Raw genomic sequence first — 16,980 nt, forward strand, 5'->3', positions numbered from 1 at the left:
CGCCCGGCGACGGTCGCTCAGCGCAGCAGACCGAAGACGACCGCGGCGATGAGCGCGCCGAGCACACCGCCGGCGAGCACCTGCGAGACGGTGTGATCCCGCAGGCGTACGCGGGACCAGCCGACCACGGCCAACAGCGGCGCGGCGACGAGGAACCCGCGCCCGAAGGTCAGCGCCAGGATGACCAGGGTGCCGGCGGAGACCGCCGAGTGGATCGACATCTTCCACCAGTGGCTCACCGACACGGCGACCACCAGTCCGACCAGCCCGGCCACCGCCAGCGCCAGCAACGGCCGGGGCGCGCCGAGGACGACGAGCAGGGCGAGCCCGGCGGCGACCGAGCCGAGGCCGACCAGCAGCGGCACCCGGCGCTGCTCCCGACGGCCGATGTGATGGTCGGTGAGCCGACCGCGGCGGACCCCGCCGACGATGTAGGCGAACGGGATGCCGGTGACGAAGAGCGTCGCGAGCAGACCCCAGAGCAGGCCGCGGGCACTGCCCCGGGTGCTGTGCCAGCTCACGGCGACCATCAGCAGCGACACCAGCACGGCCGGGGCGGTCAGCTCGGTGACCAGTCGGGCGACCCGCAGCCCTGGACCGGGCCGGGCGGCGACCGGGCGGGGTTCCACACCGCCGCCCACGCCACCCCCTCCGGTACGCGCCTACCGCCGACCACCGCCGTCTCGGCGACGCCTGCTCGTCACCGTACCGCCGGGGACTGGGTGGGACGCGTGGGTCCGGCCGGCGACGGACGCCCGGTTGGCGTCGCCGGGTCGGCCGACGTGGGCGGCGTGACCGGTGGTCGCGCGGTGACCGACGACGGCATCCGGGAGGTCGGCGCGTGCGGCGACGGCGGGGTGGTCGGCTCGGGCCGGGTGGTCGGCGGGCCGGGCATGGTCGACGGGCCGGGCGTGGCCGACGGGCCGGGCGTGGCCGACGGCGGGGATGTGCTGGCGGGTGCGGGGAGGGTGCTGGTGGGGACGGCGGTGGCGGTCGACGAACCGGTCGCGGTGGGTGTCGCCGAGTCGGTCGGCGTCGGGCTCGGCGGGGGCGTTTCGGTCGGGTCCGGGTCCGGTGACCCGGTCGGCGCCGGCGACGGCGACGGGCTGGTCGGGTGCGGGGGCGGGGGCGCGGCCGGCGGGGCGCTCCGGGTGGGTCGCGGCGCCGGTGGCGCGGGCACCATCCGACGGGCGGGCAGCCGGTCGTCGGCCGTCGGGCCGGACCACGACTCGTCCGGGAGACGCCAGGGAGCGGCGGGCACCCAGTCGGCGGTCGCGGTCGGGCCGGCGCTGGGTGTGCCCGGTGCCGGCAGCGCGACCGGCGGCGGTTGACTGGTCACCGGCATCGGGATGACCACCGGCCCGACCGACGGGGTCGGGATGAACGGGGTGCTGGTGTCCGGTAGCGCGCTGCTGCCCGGGGTGGCCGAGCCCGCGCTGACCGCGGCGAGGACGGGCATCGACGCGGTGCCGGCCAACAGTGCGACGGTGAGCAGGTAACCCCGGGAGGGGCCGCCCGCGCCGGGTGCCCGGTGTGACCCGATCACCCGGCGGTAGCCGCCTGGCGACCGGTGGCGTCCGAGCATGGGTGTGCCGGGACCGTCACCTGGCTCGTCCACCGCACACCCCTTGTCGTCGCCGTCCGAGGCACGCCGGGGGCGTTCACCGGTGGGAATCCGGCTAATCACCCGATCGGCACGTTCCTGCGGTAATCAGCCTCGCCCAGTCACCCTCCGTCAGCCAACATCCACCGCGTGTCGACACGCGACACTGGCCGAACGGTGACGAATCATCACCGGATTGCCCGGTGGGCGCAGGGCGGCACGATGGCGACAAAGAACATCAAACCGTAGGCGGTCGGAATGCGAGGCAGGCGTACTGTGGGCCCGCTCACCTGCTCTGCGAATATGGAGCACGACGGCAACGCAGCCGTGACCTCCGCGCACCCTCGCGGCAGGCGCGGCCCGGCGCCGGCGCTCCCGAACCGGGTTCGGCCAGAACCCGGCTTCACGCCGCGCGGCAACCCCCACCGGGGCTAGGCGCGGCCGCCAGGAACCGGTCCGGCAGCAGCCGGGCAGGCGCACGAGTTGCGTGGCCGGGTGATCCCCCGGTGCCGACGCAGACACGACAGGGAGAGACCGATGGCAAAGGGCGACCCCGGGGGCACCACCCGCAGCAGGCGGGCAGCTCCCCGCTCCAAGAAGGGCGCGACCGGCGACCCCGAGCTGGTGCAGCTGCTCACCCCCGAAGGCGAGCGGATCGACAGCGCCACCGGGCCGGACGGCACCGAGTACCGTGTCGACTTCACCGACGAGGAGTACCGCGGGCTCTACCGCGACCTGGTGCTGGTCCGCAAGCTGGACGCCGAGGCGACCGCGCTCCAGCGGCAGGGCGAGCTGGGCCTCTGGGCCAGCCTGCTCGGCCAGGAGGCCGCCCAGGTCGGCTCCGGGCGCGCGCTGCGGACGCAGGACATGGCCTTCCCGACCTACCGGGAGCACGGCGTCCTCTACTGCCGGGGCATCGACCCGATCATGCCGCTCGGTCTGTTCCGCGGCGTCGACCAGGGCGGCTGGGACCCGAACGAGTTCAAGTTCAACATGTACACGATCGTCATCGGCGCGCAGACCCTGCACGCGACCGGGTACGCCATGGGCATCACCATGGACGGCAAGGTCGGCACCGACGACGGCGAGGCCGCGATCGCCTACTTCGGCGACGGGGCGACCAGCCAGGGCGACGTGAACGAGGCGTTCGTCTGGGCCAGCGTGTTCAACGCGCCGCTGGTCTTCTTCTGCCAGAACAACCAGTACGCGATCTCCGAGCCGCTGGAGCGGCAGACCCGCGTCCCGCTCTACCAGCGGGCCGCCGGCTTCGGTTTCCCCGGCGTACGGGTGGACGGCAACGACGTGCTGGCGTCGTACGCGGTCACCCGCACGGCGCTGGACAACGCCCGGCACGGGCAGGGGCCGAGCCTGATCGAGGCGTACACCTACCGGATGGGCGCGCACACCACCTCCGACGATCCGACCCGTTACCGGATCGCCAGCGAGGTGGAGTCGTGGCAGGCCAAGGACCCGATCATCCGGGTCAAGGCCTTCCTGGAAAAGCAGCAGATCGCCGACGCGGCCTTCTTCGCCGAGGTCGACGAGCAGGCCCGCCGCGAGGCGGTGCACCTGCGCGAGCGGGTGCTCACCATGCCCGACCCGGAGCCGGTGACGATGTTCGACCACGTCTACCCCAACGGGTCGCCGCTGCTCGACGAGCAGCGTGCGCAGTTCAACCGCTACATGGAGTCGTTCGAGGGGAGCGCCCACTGATGGCCACGGAGACGCTCACCCTCGGCAAGGCCCTCAACACCGGCCTGCGCCGCGCCCTGGAGACCGACCCCAAGGTCATCATCATGGGCGAGGACGTCGGCAAGCTCGGCGGCGTCTTCCGGATCACCGACGGGCTCCAGAAGGACTTCGGCGACCAGCGGGTGATCGACACCCCGCTGGCCGAGTCCGGCATCATCGGCACCGCCGTCGGCCTGGCCATCCGTGGCTACCGGCCGGTCTGCGAGATCCAGTTCGACGGCTTCGTCTACCCCGCGTACGACCAGATCGTGTCGCAGGTGGCGAAGATGCACTACCGCTCGGGTGGCCGGCTCAGCATCCCCATGGTCATCCGGATCCCGTACGGCGGTGGCATCGGCGCGGTCGAGCACCACTCCGAGTCGCCGGAGGCGTACTTCGCCCACACCGCCGGCCTGAAGGTGGTGACCTGCGCCAACCCGCAGGACGCCTACGTGATGATCCAGCAGGCCATCGCCTCGGACGACCCGATCGTCTTCCTGGAGCCCAAGCGGCGGTACTGGGAGAAGGGCCAGGTCGACCTGGACGCGCCGCTGTCCGGCGCGTACCCCCTGCACTCGGCACGGGTGGTGCGGCCCGGCACCGACGTGACCCTGCTGGCGTACGGGCCGATGGTGCGGACCTGCCTGGAGGCCGCGACGGCCGCCGCCGAGGACGGCCGGGAGCTGGAGGTCATCGACCTGCGCTCGCTGTCCCCGCTGGACCTCGCCGCCGCGTACGAGTCGGTGAAGCGCACCGGCCGCGCGGTCGTGGTGCACGAGGCGCCGTCCAACATCGGCCTCGGCGCCGAGCTGGCCGCCCGGATCACCGAGGAGTGCTTCTACTCCCTGGAGTCGCCGGTGCTGCGGGTCACGGGCTTCGACACCCCCTACCCGGCCGCCCGGGTGGAGGAGGAGTACCTGCCCGACCTCGACCGGGTGCTCGACGCCGTCGACCGCACCTTCGGCTGGTGAGCGACATGTCCCGGATCAAGACGTTCAACCTGCCCGACCTGGGCGAGGGGCTGACCGAGGGCGAGATCCTGACCTGGCTGGTCAAGGTCGGCGACACCATCGAGCTGAACCAGCCGATCGTCGAGGTCGAGACGGCCAAGGCGGCGGTGGAGATCCCGGCGAAGTGGGCCGGGCAGGTGCAGGCGATCCACCACCCGGAGGGCACCACGGTCGAGGTCGGTACGCCGATCATCGCGATCGACACCGACCCGGGCGCGGGCCCGCTGGACACCACCGCGTCGACCACGGCCACGCCCATCGGCGACCTGCCGACCCCGTCGGCGGCCTCGCTGGCGGCCGTGGAGCTGGCCCCGGCCGAGGGCATGATCGAGCCGGGCCTGATCGGCGGTGCCGCCCCGGGCGGGCGGACGGCGGTGCTCGTCGGCTACGGCCCGCGTACCACCGCCGCGAAGCGCCGGCCCCGCAAGGGTGCCGTCCCGGCGCAGGCCGAGGCGCCGGTCGCGCCGGCACCGGTCGCACCGCAGCCGGTCACGCCGGAGCCGGTCACGCCGGAGCCGGTCACGCCGGAGCCGGTCCGTAACGGGAACGGCGGTCCGGTGCCGGGCGGGCTCGTGTTGGCCAAGCCGCCGGTACGCAAGCTCGCCAAGGACCTCGGCGTCGACCTGAGCACGCTGACCGGGTCGGGCCCGCTGGGCTCGATCACCCGGGAGGACGTACAGCAGGCGGTGAGCGGTTCCGTGGCGGCGGCCGAGCCGGTCGCGGTCACCCGGGCCGCGACGAGCGTCGCGAGCTTCGGCGCCGACCGTGAGCAGCGCATCCCGGTCAAGGGCGTCCGCAAGCTCACCGCCGAGAACATGTCCCGCTCGGCGTTCACCGCTCCGCACGTGACGGAGTTCCTGACCGTCGACGTGACCCGGGCGATGAAGGCGCTGGAGCGCCTGCGGGGCCGGCGGGAGTGGCGCGACGTCCGAGTCTCGCCGCTGCTGCTGGTGGCGAAGGCCGTGCTGCTGGCGGTCAAGCGGCACCCGATGGTCAACTCGACCTGGGCCGGCGACGAGATCGTGGTCAAGGAGTACGTCAACCTCGGCATCGCGGCGGCCACCGAGCGCGGCCTGATCGTGCCGAACGTGAAGGACGCCGGCCGGCTCTCGCTGCGGGAGTTGGCCGACGCGCTGAACGGCCTGGTGCAGACGGCGAAGTCCGGCCGCACCTCGCCCGCGGACATGTCCGGCGGCACCCTGACCATCACCAACGTCGGGGTGTTCGGGGTGGACACCGGCACGCCGATCCTGCCGCCGGGCGAGTCGGCGATCCTCGCCTTCGGCGCGGTGCGGGAGATGCCGTGGGTGCACAAGGGCAAGGTCAAGGCGCGGCAGGTCACCACGCTGGGTCTGAGTTTCGACCACCGGATCATCGACGGTGAGCTGGGCTCGAAGTTCCTGCGCGACATCGGCGACTTCCTCGCCGACCCCGAGGCGGCGCTGCTCGCCTGGACCTGACCGGTCCGAAACGCCAGCCACGGCCGGTGTGCCACGGGTTAACGCCCGGCACACCGGCCGTGTCCGTTGAGCGACGAAACCGTCGGCCACAAGCCCCCTTGACCTTTGATTGTTAGGCAGGTGTCCCATCTCACCTAATAATCGATGGAAGTTGGCCGAGTTCTGCGGTTGAATAGATGCATCAGGGGCCGACAACCGAATAGCCAGGAGGACCCACCAAATGAGCATGATCGAGCGAATCCGCAACCACCGCGACGCCAACCGCCGCGCCCGTGCCATCGAGCACGCGCTGCGCTCGGCCAACTCGCCGGCCGTTCGCGAGGAACTCCTCGTCATCGCCCAGCGTCACATGAGCTGACGCTCCACGACATTCCTCACCTCCTCCAGATCGATGGCCCATCCGGCTCACCGGATGGGCCATCGGCGTTGCGCCAGCACCTGACACCGGGATTCCGTGCTGCCGCAGCGCCCGGTACGGTGGGCTTCGGTCGCCGCCCGCCGGCCCGGCCGACGCCGAGCCGATAGAAGCTGCTCGACACCACCCGGCGACGGGGAGTGACGACCGGTGCTCCTTGGACGCCTCGTGCGGCCACCGGATACGGTGCGGGGAGCCGGCACGGCGGTACGCCGGTGACGCCGGCAGCCATGCCGAGGAGACCGATCGGCACCGGCGGCCGACATGTGATGGAGGAGGCGCACCCATGACGTCCGAGGGCCCGCACCGCCCCGGCCAGGAGCCGGACGAGGTGTCACCGGGCGCCGGCGGACCGGCGCCGTACGGCGACCGCCCGGCGCAGCCGGACAACGGCTACAACGCCACCGGCCCCGAAATGGGCTGGGCGCCCCCGCCACCCGCGCGGCCGAACCCGTCCGCCCCGGCCTGGGCGACCCAGTCCGAGCAGCAGCCGAACCCCGCCTGGGGTGCCGCCGCCGCACCGCAGTCCAGCGACCCGGCGCAGCCCGCGTGGGCCACCGGCGGTGCCGCGCCGGAGCAGGGGCAGCCCGCCGCATGGACTCCCCCGCAGCAGGGCTGGACGCCGCCCGAGCCGGCCGCGCCCGCCTGGGCCGCCGGTTCCGCGGAGCAGCCCGACTGGGCACCGGCCCAGCCGGCCGCCCGGGGCGCCGCGCAGGTGCCCCCGGCCACCGCCGCGTGGCCCGCCGCCCAGGACGACCCGTCCCGCTCCGGCGGATGGGCTGGGTCGGGGCAGACCAGCCCGCCCGCCGGTGAGTGGCACGCCGATCCGGCGCAGCCCGCCGGCCGATCCGGCGCAGCCGGCCCGCAGGACGACCCGTCCGGGTCCGGTGGCTGGGCCGTCGGCGCCGCCGCCGCGCGGGACGACCAGCCCGTCTGGACGCCAGCCGAGCAGGCCCCGCAGACCTGGGGCCAGCCCGCCGGGCAGGCCGAGCAGCCGTCCCCCGGCTGGGGGCAGGCCGAGTCGGCCGGCTCCCGTGGCGCGGCCCAGGTCCCGGCGGCGAACTGGCCCGCGCAGGAAGAGGCCCCGCAGCCCGCCGCCTGGGGTGCCGCCGAGGGCCGCCCGCAGCAGCCGGACTGGGTGCTCGCACCCCAGGACCAGCCGGCCGAGCGTCCGGAACCGACCGCCTGGCCCCAGGCCGAGCAGGCCGGCCCTGCGGCCGCCCGGGCCAGCGTCAGCGTGCCCGGCAGCGACGCGACGCCCGGCTGGGCCGCCGCCGGCCCGGACAACCCGGTGCAGGCCAACCCCGGCGTCGCGGAGGTTCAGCCGTGGGCGCCGGGCGAGGTGTGGGGCCGCGCCGAGGCGGAAGCCCAGTCGCGAGGCGGCTGGGACGCCGACCGGGCCGACGAGCCGCCGGCCTACCAGCCGGCGCCCGCGCCCGGCATCTCACCCGCCAACGCGGTGCCGCTACCGCCGCAGGAGCAGCGCGTGCCGGGCGCCAGCCTCGCCGCCGCCCCGCCGGCCGACTACGCGCCGTCGACGCAGTACCCCCCGATCCCCGAGCAGCCGGCGTATGCCGACCGGGACGCCCCGGAAGCGGCGGCACAGTACGAGGCCGAGCCGGCCGGCTGGGGCCGGGCCGAGGAGGCGTCGGCGAGCGCCGCCGCGGTGCCCGCTCCGCGTACCTCCCCGGAGTCGGGGGCGGGCCGCGCGGTCGTACCGGTCTCGGACGCCGAGTCGGCCGCCAGCGCGGCGAGCCGCGCGTCGGCGAGCGCCTCGGTGCCGCTGGCCAGCCGGGTGATGCCCCCGGCCGACCAGGCCATGCGGCCGACCAGCGCCGCCACGCCACAACCCCGGGTGTACGGCCGCCCGGCCCGACCCGAGTCGGACAACGAGCCGGAGCAGGCAGCCCCGGAGGCGTTCCAGGCCGACCCGGCTCCCGAGCGTCCGGGCATGCCTGACTGGCAGCAGGACGCCGGCCGCCAGGGCGCGCCCGACTGGCAGCAGGACGCTGGTCGCCCGGCCATGCCCGACTGGCAGCAGGCGCCTGAGCGCCCGGCCGCACCGGACTGGCAGCAGGCGCCGGAGCGCCAGGGCCCGCCGGACTGGCAGAACGGGCCGGATCGGCAGCAGGGCTTCCCCGGTTGGGGCGACGACTCGCCGTCCGAGCCGCAGTTCGACGACCGGGAACGGTCGTCGGCGCCCAACGGGTTCGGCGAGCCCCCCTCGGCCGCTGCCGCGCCGCCGGCGTTCCCACCCGGTGTGCCGTCCTTCGTCGACGCGCCGGGCAACAACCGGCCGGTGAACGGCGTTCGACCGCAGTCCGGCGGTGAGCGCCCAGCCGACCGCTTCGGGGCGCCGGCCGCCGGCACCGCCGCGGTGAACGGCGCGCCGGGCTTCGGTGCGCCGGCCATCGAGCAGGCGCCGGGTGGTCAGTTCCCGGCCTTCCCGCCGCCCCAGCAGCCAGGGCCGTCCTGGGGCCAGGAGGCCACCGAATCGGACCAGGGCCGGTTCGACTCGTTCAAGCCGGACGCGGAGGAGCCCAAGGCGGAGCCTCCGGTGCCGAAGGTGCGCAACGGTCGGGTCCTGGCCGCGGTGTTGATCGCCGCCGTGCTGATCCTGGCGGTGCCGCTCGGCCTGCTGATGCTGCTCGGCAAGTTCGGCGGTGGGGACGACTCGCCGGCCTTCGACCCGGCGGTCGGCACCTGCGTGAAGCAGGCCGGCCAGGGCGCCTCGGCGGTGGACTGCGGCGAGGCGGGCGCGTTCACGATCGTTTCCAAGGTGGACGCCAAGGACAAGTGCGCCGACCCCGCTCAGCCCCACGTGGTGCTGCCCGGCGAGGGCACCAACCGGGTGCTCTGCCTCAAGCCGGCCACCAAGTAGAACGCATCGACGGCGGAGCCACGGGCAACCGTGGCTCCGCCGTCGTCGTTCCCGCCCGCTTCACCAAACTCAAACTCGGGCACAATCCGCTTGTGGAACGCGAACTGGCGGCGGCGCTGGAGCTGATTCTGTCCGATCTCGAGACGCACGGCGGGGTGCAGCCTGACCTTCGTGACGAACCGTGGCGAGACGACCCCCATACCGCCAGCGCCTTTCTCTACGCTGCCGATGGTTCTGGCCAGGGAGTCTCGGTCGACCTTGGCCAACCGACCGTTACCCAGCTCGTCACGCTCGCCGCCCAGGTTCAGGAGTGGGCGATTGAGGCGCTGTGGTCTCTGGGCCGCGCCACCAATTGGCCACCCTGTCCCGAGCATCCGGTGAGTCACCCTCTGACGGCGGTGGTACGCACCGGCCGAGCGATCTGGGTCTGTCCAACCCTCGCCACCGAGATCAGCGAGGTCGGCGCGCTCGGCCGCTGACCCACCCGGTCTGGCCTTCGGGTGGTCAACAGATGCCTGCGCAGGCTCGTCGTCGCATTATGACGAGTCACGTAGGCCGCCACCTCGACGGCGACTTCGGCGGGCACTCGGCCCTGCGCCACCGCCTCTTCGCGCGCGTAGGGGCACGGATAGCAGAAACCGTGCGTACAGGTCGACCACCGGCACCGTCGGAAGGTCGTTCACGGCAGCCACGAACTGACTCGCGAGGTAGGTCGCCGCCGCCCAGGGGTCACCGACCGCGAACATGGCCCGAGCCTCAGGACAGGGGTACGGCTGTCCACACGCCTCGCAGTCCCACGACGGGCGCTGCGGCCAGTGCGCGTTCACCGGCGCCACCCCACGTTGGTCCGATTCGCCGGAGGGCGCAGCAGACACGGCGCTCGGACCGGCTGGGCGTCGGTCCGTGTCGGCTCGCTCGCCCAACCGCGGGAGCGGCGGACCAGATCGGACGTTATCGGCTCCATTGCGCGGGGCAGAGGCATACGCTCACCTTGACTGACCTGTTGACAGGTAGTCAACCCCTCCGGTGACAAGTTGCCTACCCGTGTCGCCGGAGGGTCCGCCCATGCGCGTGATGGCCCTTGCGGAGGTTGCCGACTACCTCGGCGTTTCCCGCCAGCGCGCCGCGATCCTGGTCGATCGACCAGACTTCCCGGCGCCGATGGAGACACTGACCGTCGGCCGCATCTGGGACGCCTCCGAGGTCCGCGCGTACGCAGCGAAGCGCCGGGAACGCAACGAGGGCGGCCGCGGCTAGGCCCTGTCGGATTCCTCGGCCGACCGGACCCGAAATCCAGATGGCGGTCGATGTCGGGACCCGTTTCCTTGATCGATGGCGGCTGAGCAACTAGACACGCCGAGCATCGCCTTGCTGAGCTGCCACCGATCGCCTGGCTGACAGCTCTGTCGCCCGGGTCACGGCGGGCGGGCCCGCGAGGCGTGGCAGGCTGACAGGCATGGGAACGACAGCGCGCGTACGGGCACCCGAACTACGGGGCCGGCAGTGGCTCAACACCGGCGGCAAGGACCTGACCTTGCAGGATCTGCGCGGCAAGATCGTCCTCGCCGATTTTTGGACCTTCTGCTGCATCAACTGCCTGCACGTGCTGGACGAGCTGCGGCCGCTGGAGGAGAAGTACGGCGACGTACTCGTCGTGATCGGCGTGCACTCGCCGAAGTTCGAGCACGAGAAGGACCCCGACGCGCTGGCCGCCGCCGTCGAGCGGTACGGCGTGCACCACCCCGTACTCGATGACCCCGAGCTGGACATGTGGCAGCAGTACGCGGCCCGGGCCTGGCCGACCCTGTCGGTGATCGACCCGGAGGGTTACGTGGTGGCCACCATGGCCGGCGAGGGCCACGCCGAAGGGCTGGGTCGGCTGATCGACGAGCTGATCGCCACCCACGAGGCGAAGGGCACGCTGCACCGGGGCACCGGTCCGTACGTCCCTCCGCCGGCCCCGGAGACCGCGCTGCGCTTCCCGGGCAAGGCGGTGCTGCTGCCGGACGGCAACCTGCTGGTCTCGGACTCGGCCCGGCACTCCCTGGTCGAGGTGGCTCCGGACGGCGAGACGCCGGTTCGCCGCATCGGCTCGGGCGAGCGGGGTCGGGCCGACGGGCCGGCCGAGGCGGCGACCTTCTCCGAGCCGCAGGGCCTCTGCCTGCTGCCCACGCACGTCGCCGAGGTGGCCGGCTACGACCTGGTGGTCGCCGACACCGTCAACCACCTGCTGCGCGGCGTACGGCTGGAGTCCGGCGAGGTGGTCACCGTGGCCGGCAGCGGCCGGCAGTGGCGTGCCTCGGTCGACGACCACGCGCACGACGCGCTCTCCGTGGACCTGTCGTCCCCGTGGGACCTGGCCTGGTACGACGACAAGCTGATCATCGCGATGGCGGGCATCCACCAGCTCTGGTGGTTCGACCCGATCAAGCGGACCGCCGGCATGTACGCGGGCACCACCGTGGAGGCGCTGCGCGACGGCCCGCTGGCCGAGGCGTGGATGGCGCAGCCGTCGGGGCTTTCCGTCTCCGCCGACGGCGCCCGGCTCTGGATCGCCGACAGCGAGACCAGTTCCGTCCGGTACGTCGAGAACGGGGTGCTGGGCACCGCCGTCGGGCAGGGGCTCTTCGACTTCGGGCACGTGGACGGGCCGGCCGAGTCGGCGCTGCTCCAGCACCCGCTGGGGGTGTGCGCGCTGCCGGACGGCTCGGTGCTGATCGCGGACACCTACAACGGCGCGGTGCGCCGCTTCGACCCCGCCACCGGCCAGGTGTCCACGGTCGCGGACGGGCTGGCCGAGCCGAGTGACCTGGTGCTCACCCCGGCCGGTGAGGTGCTGGTGGTGGAGTCCGCCGCGCACCGCCTGACCCGGCTGGCGCCCGGCGCGTTGTCGGCGGCCGGTGCGAGCACCGTGGACGGCCCCCGGCACCGCACCGAGCGCAAGCCGACCGACGTGGCGACGGGCGAGGTCATCCTGGACATCGTCTTCACGCCCGCGCCGGGGCAGAAGCTGGACGAGACGTTCGGGCCGTCGACCCGGCTGGTGGTGTCCGCCTCCCCACCGGAGCTGCTGGTGGAGGGCGCCGGCACCGGCACCGAGCTGTCCCGTCGGCTGGTGCTCAACAGCGAGGCGACCGGCGGGGTGCTCCAGGTGACCGCCCAGGCGGCGACCTGCGACGCGGACGTCGAGCACGCGGCCTGCCACCTGACCCGGCAGGACTGGGGCGTCCCGGTGCGGGTGGTCGACGGCGCGGCGTCCCGGCTTCCGCTGGTCCTGCGCGGCCTGGACGCCTAAGCGGCGAACGGGGCGAGCGGGACGTCGGCGTCGATCAGGGAGGCGCGGACCAGCTCGGTGGCGGAGACCGCCCCCGGTGTGTCCCCGTGTACGCAGATCGACTCCACCGGGCAGGGGATCACGGTGCCGTCCACCGCCACGACGGTCCGTTCGGTGGCCATCCGTACCGCCCGGGTGGCCACCTCCTCCGGATCGATGATCAGCGCGCCGGGTGCGCCGCGCGGCACCAGCGACCCGTTGGGCAGGTAGCCGCGGTCGGCGAAGGCCTCGGCGACCACGGGTAGGCCCGCGCCGACGGCGAGCTGGGCGAGCGTCGAGCCGGGTAGGCAGAGCACGGGCAGTTCGGGGTCGTGGCCGCCGACGGCGGCGACCACCGCCGCCGCCTGGGACTCGTCGGTGGCGGCCGCGTGGTAGAGCGCCCCGTGCGGCTTGAGGTAGCGGACCCGGGTGCCGAACAGCCGGCAGAAGGCGTCCAGCGCGCCCAACTGGTAGGTGATCTCGTCGCGCAGCTCGGTGAAGTCGTACGCGATGTGCCGCCGGCCGAAGCCGGCCAGGTCCCGGTAGCCGACCTGCGCGCCCACCGCGACGCCGCGCTTCGCCGCGCCCTCGCAGACCCGCCGCATGGTGGACGGGTCACCGCCGTGGAAGCCACAGGCCACGTTGGCGGAGGTCACCAGGCCCAGCAGCGCGTCGTCGTCACCGAGCCGCCAGATGCCGAATCCTTCGCCCAGGTCAGCGTTGAGGTCCATGAAACCTGACGGTAGTACCTGGCCGGGCCTGCGCGAGCGGGGTCACGTCGGTGACCACCCCGATGACCGGGTAACCGCCGGTGGTCGGATGGTCGGCGAGGAAGATCAGGGGTTGGCCGTCCGCCGGCACCTGTACCGCGCCGAGCACGATGCCCTCGCTGGGCAGTTCGCCGGCGACCGCGCGGGGCAGGGCCGCGCCGGCGAGCCGCGCTCCAACCCGGTTGCTGACCGGGCTGACGGTGTACGCGGTGCCGAACAGCAGGTCGAGCGCGCTCGGGGTGAACCAGTCGTCGCGGGGGCCGAGGCGCACGCTCAGGTGCAGTTCGGGCGCGGGTGCCGGGCCGATGGTCACGTCCACCGGCGCGGGTTCGGCCGGCGGCACGCCCAGCGGCAGCCGGTCGCCGTCGCGCAGCACGGGCGGGCCGAGCCCGGCGAGGGTGTCGGTGGCGCGGCTGCCGAGCACCGGCGGCACGTCGATCCCGCCGGCCACGGCGAGCCAGTTCCGTACGCCCCGACGGGCGGGGCCGACGCGCAGCACGGTCCCGGCCGGCACGGTGAGCGGGCGGCCGATGTCGCCCGGCCGGTCCCCGGCGCGGACCGCCACCTCGGCGCCGGTGATCGCCACGGTGGCGGCGTGGGTCAGCCGCAGTGTGCAGCCGGTCAGGGTGATTTCCAGGCCGGCGGCCTGTTCGGTGTTGCCGACCAGCCGGTTGGCGAGCCGCAGGGCGGTCGGGTCGAGAGCGCCGGAGCGGGGTACGCCGAGGTGCGCCCAGCCGGGTCGGCCCAGATCCTGCACGGTGGTGAGGGCGCCCGCGCGGAGCACCTCGATCTCGGCGGGCCGGGTCACGTCGTCGCCACCATGCGGACGCGGGTGCCGGGACCGAGCCGGGCGGGCGGGTCGCCGTCGACGTCGAAGAGGGGCAGGTCGGTCCGGCCGACCAGCAGCCAGCCGCCGGGGGACGCGCTGGGGTAGATGCCGGCGTACGGGCCGGCGAGGGCGACCGAGCCGGCCGGCACCCGGGGGCGGGGAGTGGGCAGCCGGGGCAGCGCCAGGTCGGCGGGGAGCCCGGTCAGGTAGGGAAAACCGGGGGCGAACCCGCAGAACGCCACCCGGAACCGGGTGCTGGTCAGGCGGCGCAGCACGGCCGACACGTCGACGCCCCAGTGGCCGGCGACGACCGGCAGGTCCGGCCCGTCGAACTCGACCGGAACGACGACCTCCGCGCCGTGGCCGCCGCCGATTGTCGTGTCGCCGCCTCCGGCGCCGGCCGCGACGCCGTCGTCCTCAGTGGCGCCGGCCGCGACGCCGTCGCGCTCAGTGGCGCCGGCCGCGACGCCGGCGCGCTCGGTGGCGGCAGCCGCGGCGGTGACCGCCGGTGCCCAGCGAGACAGCAGGTCGGCGGTGGCGCTGGGGTCGGGCAGGCCGTCGAGCAGGACGGTGCGGGCCGCCGGCACGATCTCGACCGCGTTCAGGTCACCCTGCTCGCGGCGGCGCCACAACTCGGCCCGCCACGCTTCGACCAGGGCCGCCTCGGGAATGTCGGCCGGGGCGGTGCAGTCGAGCAGCAGGGCGTGCGCACCGGCGGGTCGGATCCGCATCCGCTCATCCTCGCCGATGCCGTGCCGACCCGGTGTTCACGGTGACGGTGCTCGGTGTCACCGGCCTGACTACTTGAAAGTAACCTACGGTGCCGTAACCTGATGTCGTGACCACCTCCGCCCCGCTTCGCCTGAAGCCGGTCGACATCGGTAAGCCCCGGATGCGCGGCTGGCTGCACACGTACGCCTTCTTCGTCGCCGTGGTCGGCGGGATCGTGCTCTGCTCGATCGCCGCCACCCGACCGGGCTGGGCACCCCTGGTGAGCTGTGTCATCTACAGCCTGACGGTCTGCGGGCTGTTCGGCACGAGCGCCCTGTACCACCGTCGGGTGTGGTCGGAGCGCGGCTACCAGGTGATGCGCCGGCTGGACCACTGCATGATCTTCGTGTTCATCGCCGGCACGTACACCCCGCTCTGCGTCATGCTGCTCTCGACCCGGCAGGCCACCATCATGCTGGCCCTGGTCTGGGGTGGGGCCCTGGGCGGTGTGGCGCTGAAGCTGGTCTGGCCGCACGCGCCGCGCTGGGTCTCCGCGCCGCTCTACCTGGCGCTCGGCTGGGTCGCGGTCGCCATGCTGCCGGACATCCTGCACGGCGGCGGCGTCACGGCGTTGGTCCTGCTGATCGTCGGTGGTGCCATCTACAGCGTCGGCGCGGTGTTCTACGCGCTGCGCCGCCCCAACCCGTGGCCCACCGTCTTCGGCCACCACGAGTTCTTCCACGCGTGCACGCTGCTGGCGGCGCTGTGCCACCACATCGCGATCTACTTCGCACTGTTCGCCTGAGGCAGCCCCCCACACACGCGAGCCGGGGCCCCGCCACGCTGCGGGACCCCGGAGTGTGCGAGCGAGGGATCAGACGGGGCGACCCGGCCGACGCACCTCGCGGTACTCCCGCATGACCTGGTCGTCCTGGACCGGCACCACCCGGTCGGCCACCACGCGCTCCTCGCGGACCGGGGCGGCGACCACGGTGCGGCGGCGGTTGTTCCAGAAGTAGAGGGTGGCGAGCAGGCCGGCGACACCGGCGAGCATCAACACCCAACCGACCACGGCCAGGTTCAGCCAACCCAGGTCGGCCTCCACGGCGAATGCGAAGATCGCGCCCAGCGCGATCAGGAAGATGCTGCCACCAATGCCCATGTCTCGCTCCTCGGCTCTAACCTGGCGTACGGTCCGCCGCGGCCGTTGGTAGGGGTGCGGCATCCCTGGACTTACCCCGGCAGGAAGATCGCCAATCGGGCAAGCTGGTGGTATGACGGACAGCCACGCCGAGACGCGGACACTGGTGTTGCTCCGGCACGCGAAGGCCGAGCAGGGCAGCGAGGGTACGGACGACGCCGAGCGCCCGCTCAGCGCCCGCGGGGAGGCCGACGCGGCGGCGGCCGGCGCGTGGCTGGCCCACCACGATCTGCTGCCCGACGTGGTGATCTGCTCGACCGCCCGGCGCACCCGCCAGACCTGGCACGGGGTGGCGATGGGGATGGCCGGTTCGCCGCCGGAGGGAGGGCCGACCGGTCCCCGCCCGACCGTCCGTTACGAGCCCGGCGCGTACGACGCCCACCCCGAGGAACTGTTGGCGCTGGTCCGTACCGCCGACTCGGCAGCTCGGGTCGTGCTGCTGATCGCCCACAACCCGGGCGTCTCGCTGCTGTCCGCGTTTCTCGACCCGGAGACGGTGGACGAGGAGGGTTTACGGACCGCCGAGCTGGCGGTGCACCGCGGCGTGTCCGCCTGGACGGAGTGGGGCCGAGGCGGGGCGCCGGTCGCGCAGCGGCACACCGCACGCGGCTGAGCCACCCGTCGGGCGCGACGGGTGGCTCAGGCGTACGTGCTCAGGCGGGCGTGGGTCAGGACGGCGGCGCGGTCGGCGGCGGGGGGTCCGGCGGCGGTGGCATCATCGCCGTCGGATGGGACAGCCGGTTCTCCTCCACGATGAGGGTCCGGGCCCGCTTGCGCCGGTCCTGCCAGAACCAGAGGGTGGTCAGCAGCACGGCCAGCCCGGCCAGGATGAACACCCAGCCGACCGCGCGCAGGTCTATCCACCAGACGTTGGCCCTGATCGCGAAGGTCATGATCGCGCCGAGCGCGATGAGAAAGATGCCGCTTCCTACACCCATGTGCGCTGCACTCCCCCGTGCGGTGGCTCTGGGCGTTCCCTTTCGTGGTCACGGCGGGTTACCCGCCACGGCACCGGCTTATCCGACCGGGCTCAGCCAATGTCTCGGCCGCGAAGCC

Annotated in this window: 18 protein-coding genes; 12 read left to right on the forward strand and 6 right to left on the reverse strand. The window is 73.6% G+C overall.

Going from position 1 to position 16,980, the window contains the following annotated elements:
- Nucleotides 1-17: 17 nt before the first annotated feature.
- The gene (locus tag ACFYPR_RS14840) at nt 18-641 is read right to left on the reverse strand and encodes a phosphatase PAP2 family protein (RefSeq protein ID WP_355134028.1); all 624 of its coding nucleotides are present in this window, start codon (nt 639-641) and stop codon (nt 18-20) included.
- 150 nt (nt 642-791) lie between these two features.
- On the opposite strand from ACFYPR_RS14840, the gene ACFYPR_RS14845 reads away from it, so the two are divergent.
- From ACFYPR_RS14845 to ACFYPR_RS14890, 10 genes are all read left to right on the forward strand, one after another.
- The gene (locus ACFYPR_RS14845) at nt 792-1,331 is read left to right on the forward strand and encodes a hypothetical protein (protein WP_387260388.1); all 540 of its coding nucleotides are present in this window, start codon (nt 792-794) and stop codon (nt 1,329-1,331) included.
- An 18-nt stretch (nt 1,332-1,349) separates the two neighbouring features.
- Nucleotides 1,350-1,499, forward strand: coding sequence for a hypothetical protein (locus tag ACFYPR_RS14850; RefSeq protein WP_354863004.1), 150 nt, complete (start codon nt 1,350-1,352; stop codon nt 1,497-1,499).
- 641 nt (nt 1,500-2,140) lie between these two features.
- A complete protein-coding gene (gene pdhA / locus ACFYPR_RS14855; RefSeq protein ID WP_355064592.1) occupies nt 2,141-3,316 on the forward strand; it encodes a pyruvate dehydrogenase (acetyl-transferring) E1 component subunit alpha in 1,176 nt (391 codons plus the stop codon).
- Nucleotides 3,316-4,305, forward strand: a complete 990-nt coding sequence (locus ACFYPR_RS14860) for an alpha-ketoacid dehydrogenase subunit beta (protein WP_354863001.1) — start codon at nt 3,316-3,318, stop codon at nt 4,303-4,305. Before pdhA ends, ACFYPR_RS14860 begins: the two co-directional genes overlap by 1 nt.
- Before the next feature lie 5 nt (nt 4,306-4,310).
- Nucleotides 4,311-5,804: a dihydrolipoamide acetyltransferase family protein gene (locus tag ACFYPR_RS14865; RefSeq protein WP_387260646.1), complete on the forward strand. Its 1,494-nt coding sequence runs from the start codon at nt 4,311-4,313 to the stop codon at nt 5,802-5,804.
- Between the two features lie 220 nt (nt 5,805-6,024).
- Nucleotides 6,025-6,162: a hypothetical protein gene (locus ACFYPR_RS14870; protein ID WP_007454215.1), complete on the forward strand. Its 138-nt coding sequence runs from the start codon at nt 6,025-6,027 to the stop codon at nt 6,160-6,162.
- 343 nt (nt 6,163-6,505) lie between these two features.
- On the forward strand, nt 6,506-9,100 hold the full coding sequence (locus tag ACFYPR_RS14875) for a hypothetical protein (RefSeq protein WP_387260391.1): 2,595 nt from the start codon (nt 6,506-6,508) through the stop codon (nt 9,098-9,100).
- A gap of 92 nt (nt 9,101-9,192) precedes the next feature.
- Nucleotides 9,193-9,579: a hypothetical protein gene (locus tag ACFYPR_RS14880; protein ID WP_355063232.1), complete on the forward strand. Its 387-nt coding sequence runs from the start codon at nt 9,193-9,195 to the stop codon at nt 9,577-9,579.
- A 586-nt stretch (nt 9,580-10,165) separates the two neighbouring features.
- Nucleotides 10,166-10,357, forward strand: coding sequence for a helix-turn-helix transcriptional regulator (locus ACFYPR_RS14885; protein WP_387260393.1), 192 nt, complete (start codon nt 10,166-10,168; stop codon nt 10,355-10,357).
- A gap of 199 nt (nt 10,358-10,556) precedes the next feature.
- Nucleotides 10,557-12,395: an NHL domain-containing thioredoxin family protein gene (locus tag ACFYPR_RS14890; RefSeq protein WP_387260396.1), complete on the forward strand. Its 1,839-nt coding sequence runs from the start codon at nt 10,557-10,559 to the stop codon at nt 12,393-12,395.
- Here the strand turns inward: ACFYPR_RS14890 and ACFYPR_RS14895 are convergent.
- The 3 genes from ACFYPR_RS14895 to ACFYPR_RS14905 are packed head-to-tail and all read right to left on the reverse strand — an operon-like array spanning nt 12,392 to nt 14,743.
- On the reverse strand, nt 12,392-13,144 hold the full coding sequence (locus tag ACFYPR_RS14895) for a LamB/YcsF family protein (protein WP_387260398.1): 753 nt from the start codon (nt 13,142-13,144) through the stop codon (nt 12,392-12,394). The genes ACFYPR_RS14890 and ACFYPR_RS14895 overlap by 4 nt on opposite strands.
- Complete coding sequence (locus ACFYPR_RS14900; protein ID WP_387180938.1) at nt 13,128-13,991, reverse strand: biotin-dependent carboxyltransferase family protein; 864 nt, start codon at nt 13,989-13,991, stop codon at nt 13,128-13,130. Before ACFYPR_RS14900 ends, ACFYPR_RS14895 begins: the two co-directional genes overlap by 17 nt.
- Complete coding sequence (locus ACFYPR_RS14905) at nt 13,988-14,743, reverse strand: allophanate hydrolase subunit 1 (RefSeq protein WP_387260400.1); 756 nt, start codon at nt 14,741-14,743, stop codon at nt 13,988-13,990. Before ACFYPR_RS14905 ends, ACFYPR_RS14900 begins: the two co-directional genes overlap by 4 nt.
- Before the next feature lie 107 nt (nt 14,744-14,850).
- Between ACFYPR_RS14905 and ACFYPR_RS14910 the strand changes: the two genes are divergently transcribed.
- A complete protein-coding gene (locus tag ACFYPR_RS14910; protein ID WP_355063239.1) occupies nt 14,851-15,528 on the forward strand; it encodes a hemolysin III family protein in 678 nt (225 codons plus the stop codon).
- Nucleotides 15,529-15,597: 69 nt separating this feature from the next.
- Here ACFYPR_RS14910 and ACFYPR_RS14915 read toward each other — a convergent pair whose 3' ends face one another.
- The gene (locus tag ACFYPR_RS14915) at nt 15,598-15,885 is read right to left on the reverse strand and encodes a DUF6458 family protein (protein WP_354854992.1); all 288 of its coding nucleotides are present in this window, start codon (nt 15,883-15,885) and stop codon (nt 15,598-15,600) included.
- A 112-nt stretch (nt 15,886-15,997) separates the two neighbouring features.
- Here ACFYPR_RS14915 and ACFYPR_RS14920 point away from each other — a divergent pair, with 112 nt between their 5' ends.
- Complete coding sequence (locus tag ACFYPR_RS14920; protein WP_355063240.1) at nt 15,998-16,537, forward strand: histidine phosphatase family protein; 540 nt, start codon at nt 15,998-16,000, stop codon at nt 16,535-16,537.
- 55 nt (nt 16,538-16,592) lie between these two features.
- Here the strand turns inward: ACFYPR_RS14920 and ACFYPR_RS14925 are convergent, their stop codons facing one another.
- Nucleotides 16,593-16,862 carry a DUF6458 family protein gene (locus ACFYPR_RS14925; RefSeq protein WP_007454197.1) on the reverse strand — a complete coding sequence of 90 codons (270 nt, stop codon included), beginning with the start codon at nt 16,860-16,862 and terminating at the stop codon, nt 16,593-16,595.
- Nucleotides 16,863-16,980: the final 118 nt, after the last annotated feature.

It is taken from the genome of Micromonospora sp. NPDC005254 (assembly GCF_042872525.1).
GTDB lineage: Bacteria > Actinomycetota > Actinomycetes > Mycobacteriales > Micromonosporaceae > Micromonospora.

What these genes read in the sequence shown, in the direction of transcription:
- ACFYPR_RS14850 (WP_354863004.1), top strand. Translation starts at nt 1,350, where the DNA reads ATGACCACCGGCCCGACCGACGGGGTCGGGATGAACGGGGTGCTGGTG.
- pdhA (WP_355064592.1), top strand. Translation starts at nt 2,141, where the DNA reads ATGGCAAAGGGCGACCCCGGGGGCACCACCCGCAGCAGGCGGGCAGCT.
- ACFYPR_RS14860 (WP_354863001.1), top strand. Translation starts at nt 3,316, where the DNA reads ATGGCCACGGAGACGCTCACCCTCGGCAAGGCCCTCAACACCGGCCTG.
- ACFYPR_RS14865 (WP_387260646.1), top strand. Translation starts at nt 4,311, where the DNA reads ATGTCCCGGATCAAGACGTTCAACCTGCCCGACCTGGGCGAGGGGCTG.
- ACFYPR_RS14870 (WP_007454215.1), top strand. Translation starts at nt 6,025, where the DNA reads ATGAGCATGATCGAGCGAATCCGCAACCACCGCGACGCCAACCGCCGC.
- ACFYPR_RS14875 (WP_387260391.1), top strand. Translation starts at nt 6,506, where the DNA reads ATGACGTCCGAGGGCCCGCACCGCCCCGGCCAGGAGCCGGACGAGGTG.
- ACFYPR_RS14885 (WP_387260393.1), top strand. Translation starts at nt 10,166, where the DNA reads ATGCGCGTGATGGCCCTTGCGGAGGTTGCCGACTACCTCGGCGTTTCC.
- ACFYPR_RS14890 (WP_387260396.1), top strand. Translation starts at nt 10,557, where the DNA reads ATGGGAACGACAGCGCGCGTACGGGCACCCGAACTACGGGGCCGGCAG.
- ACFYPR_RS14895 (WP_387260398.1), bottom strand. Translation starts at nt 13,144, where the DNA reads ATGGACCTCAACGCTGACCTGGGCGAAGGATTCGGCATCTGGCGGCTC.
- ACFYPR_RS14905 (WP_387260400.1), bottom strand. Translation starts at nt 14,743, where the DNA reads ATGCGGATCCGACCCGCCGGTGCGCACGCCCTGCTGCTCGACTGCACC.
- ACFYPR_RS14915 (WP_354854992.1), bottom strand. Translation starts at nt 15,885, where the DNA reads ATGGGCATTGGTGGCAGCATCTTCCTGATCGCGCTGGGCGCGATCTTC.
- ACFYPR_RS14920 (WP_355063240.1), top strand. Translation starts at nt 15,998, where the DNA reads ATGACGGACAGCCACGCCGAGACGCGGACACTGGTGTTGCTCCGGCAC.
- ACFYPR_RS14925 (WP_007454197.1), bottom strand. Translation starts at nt 16,862, where the DNA reads ATGGGTGTAGGAAGCGGCATCTTTCTCATCGCGCTCGGCGCGATCATG.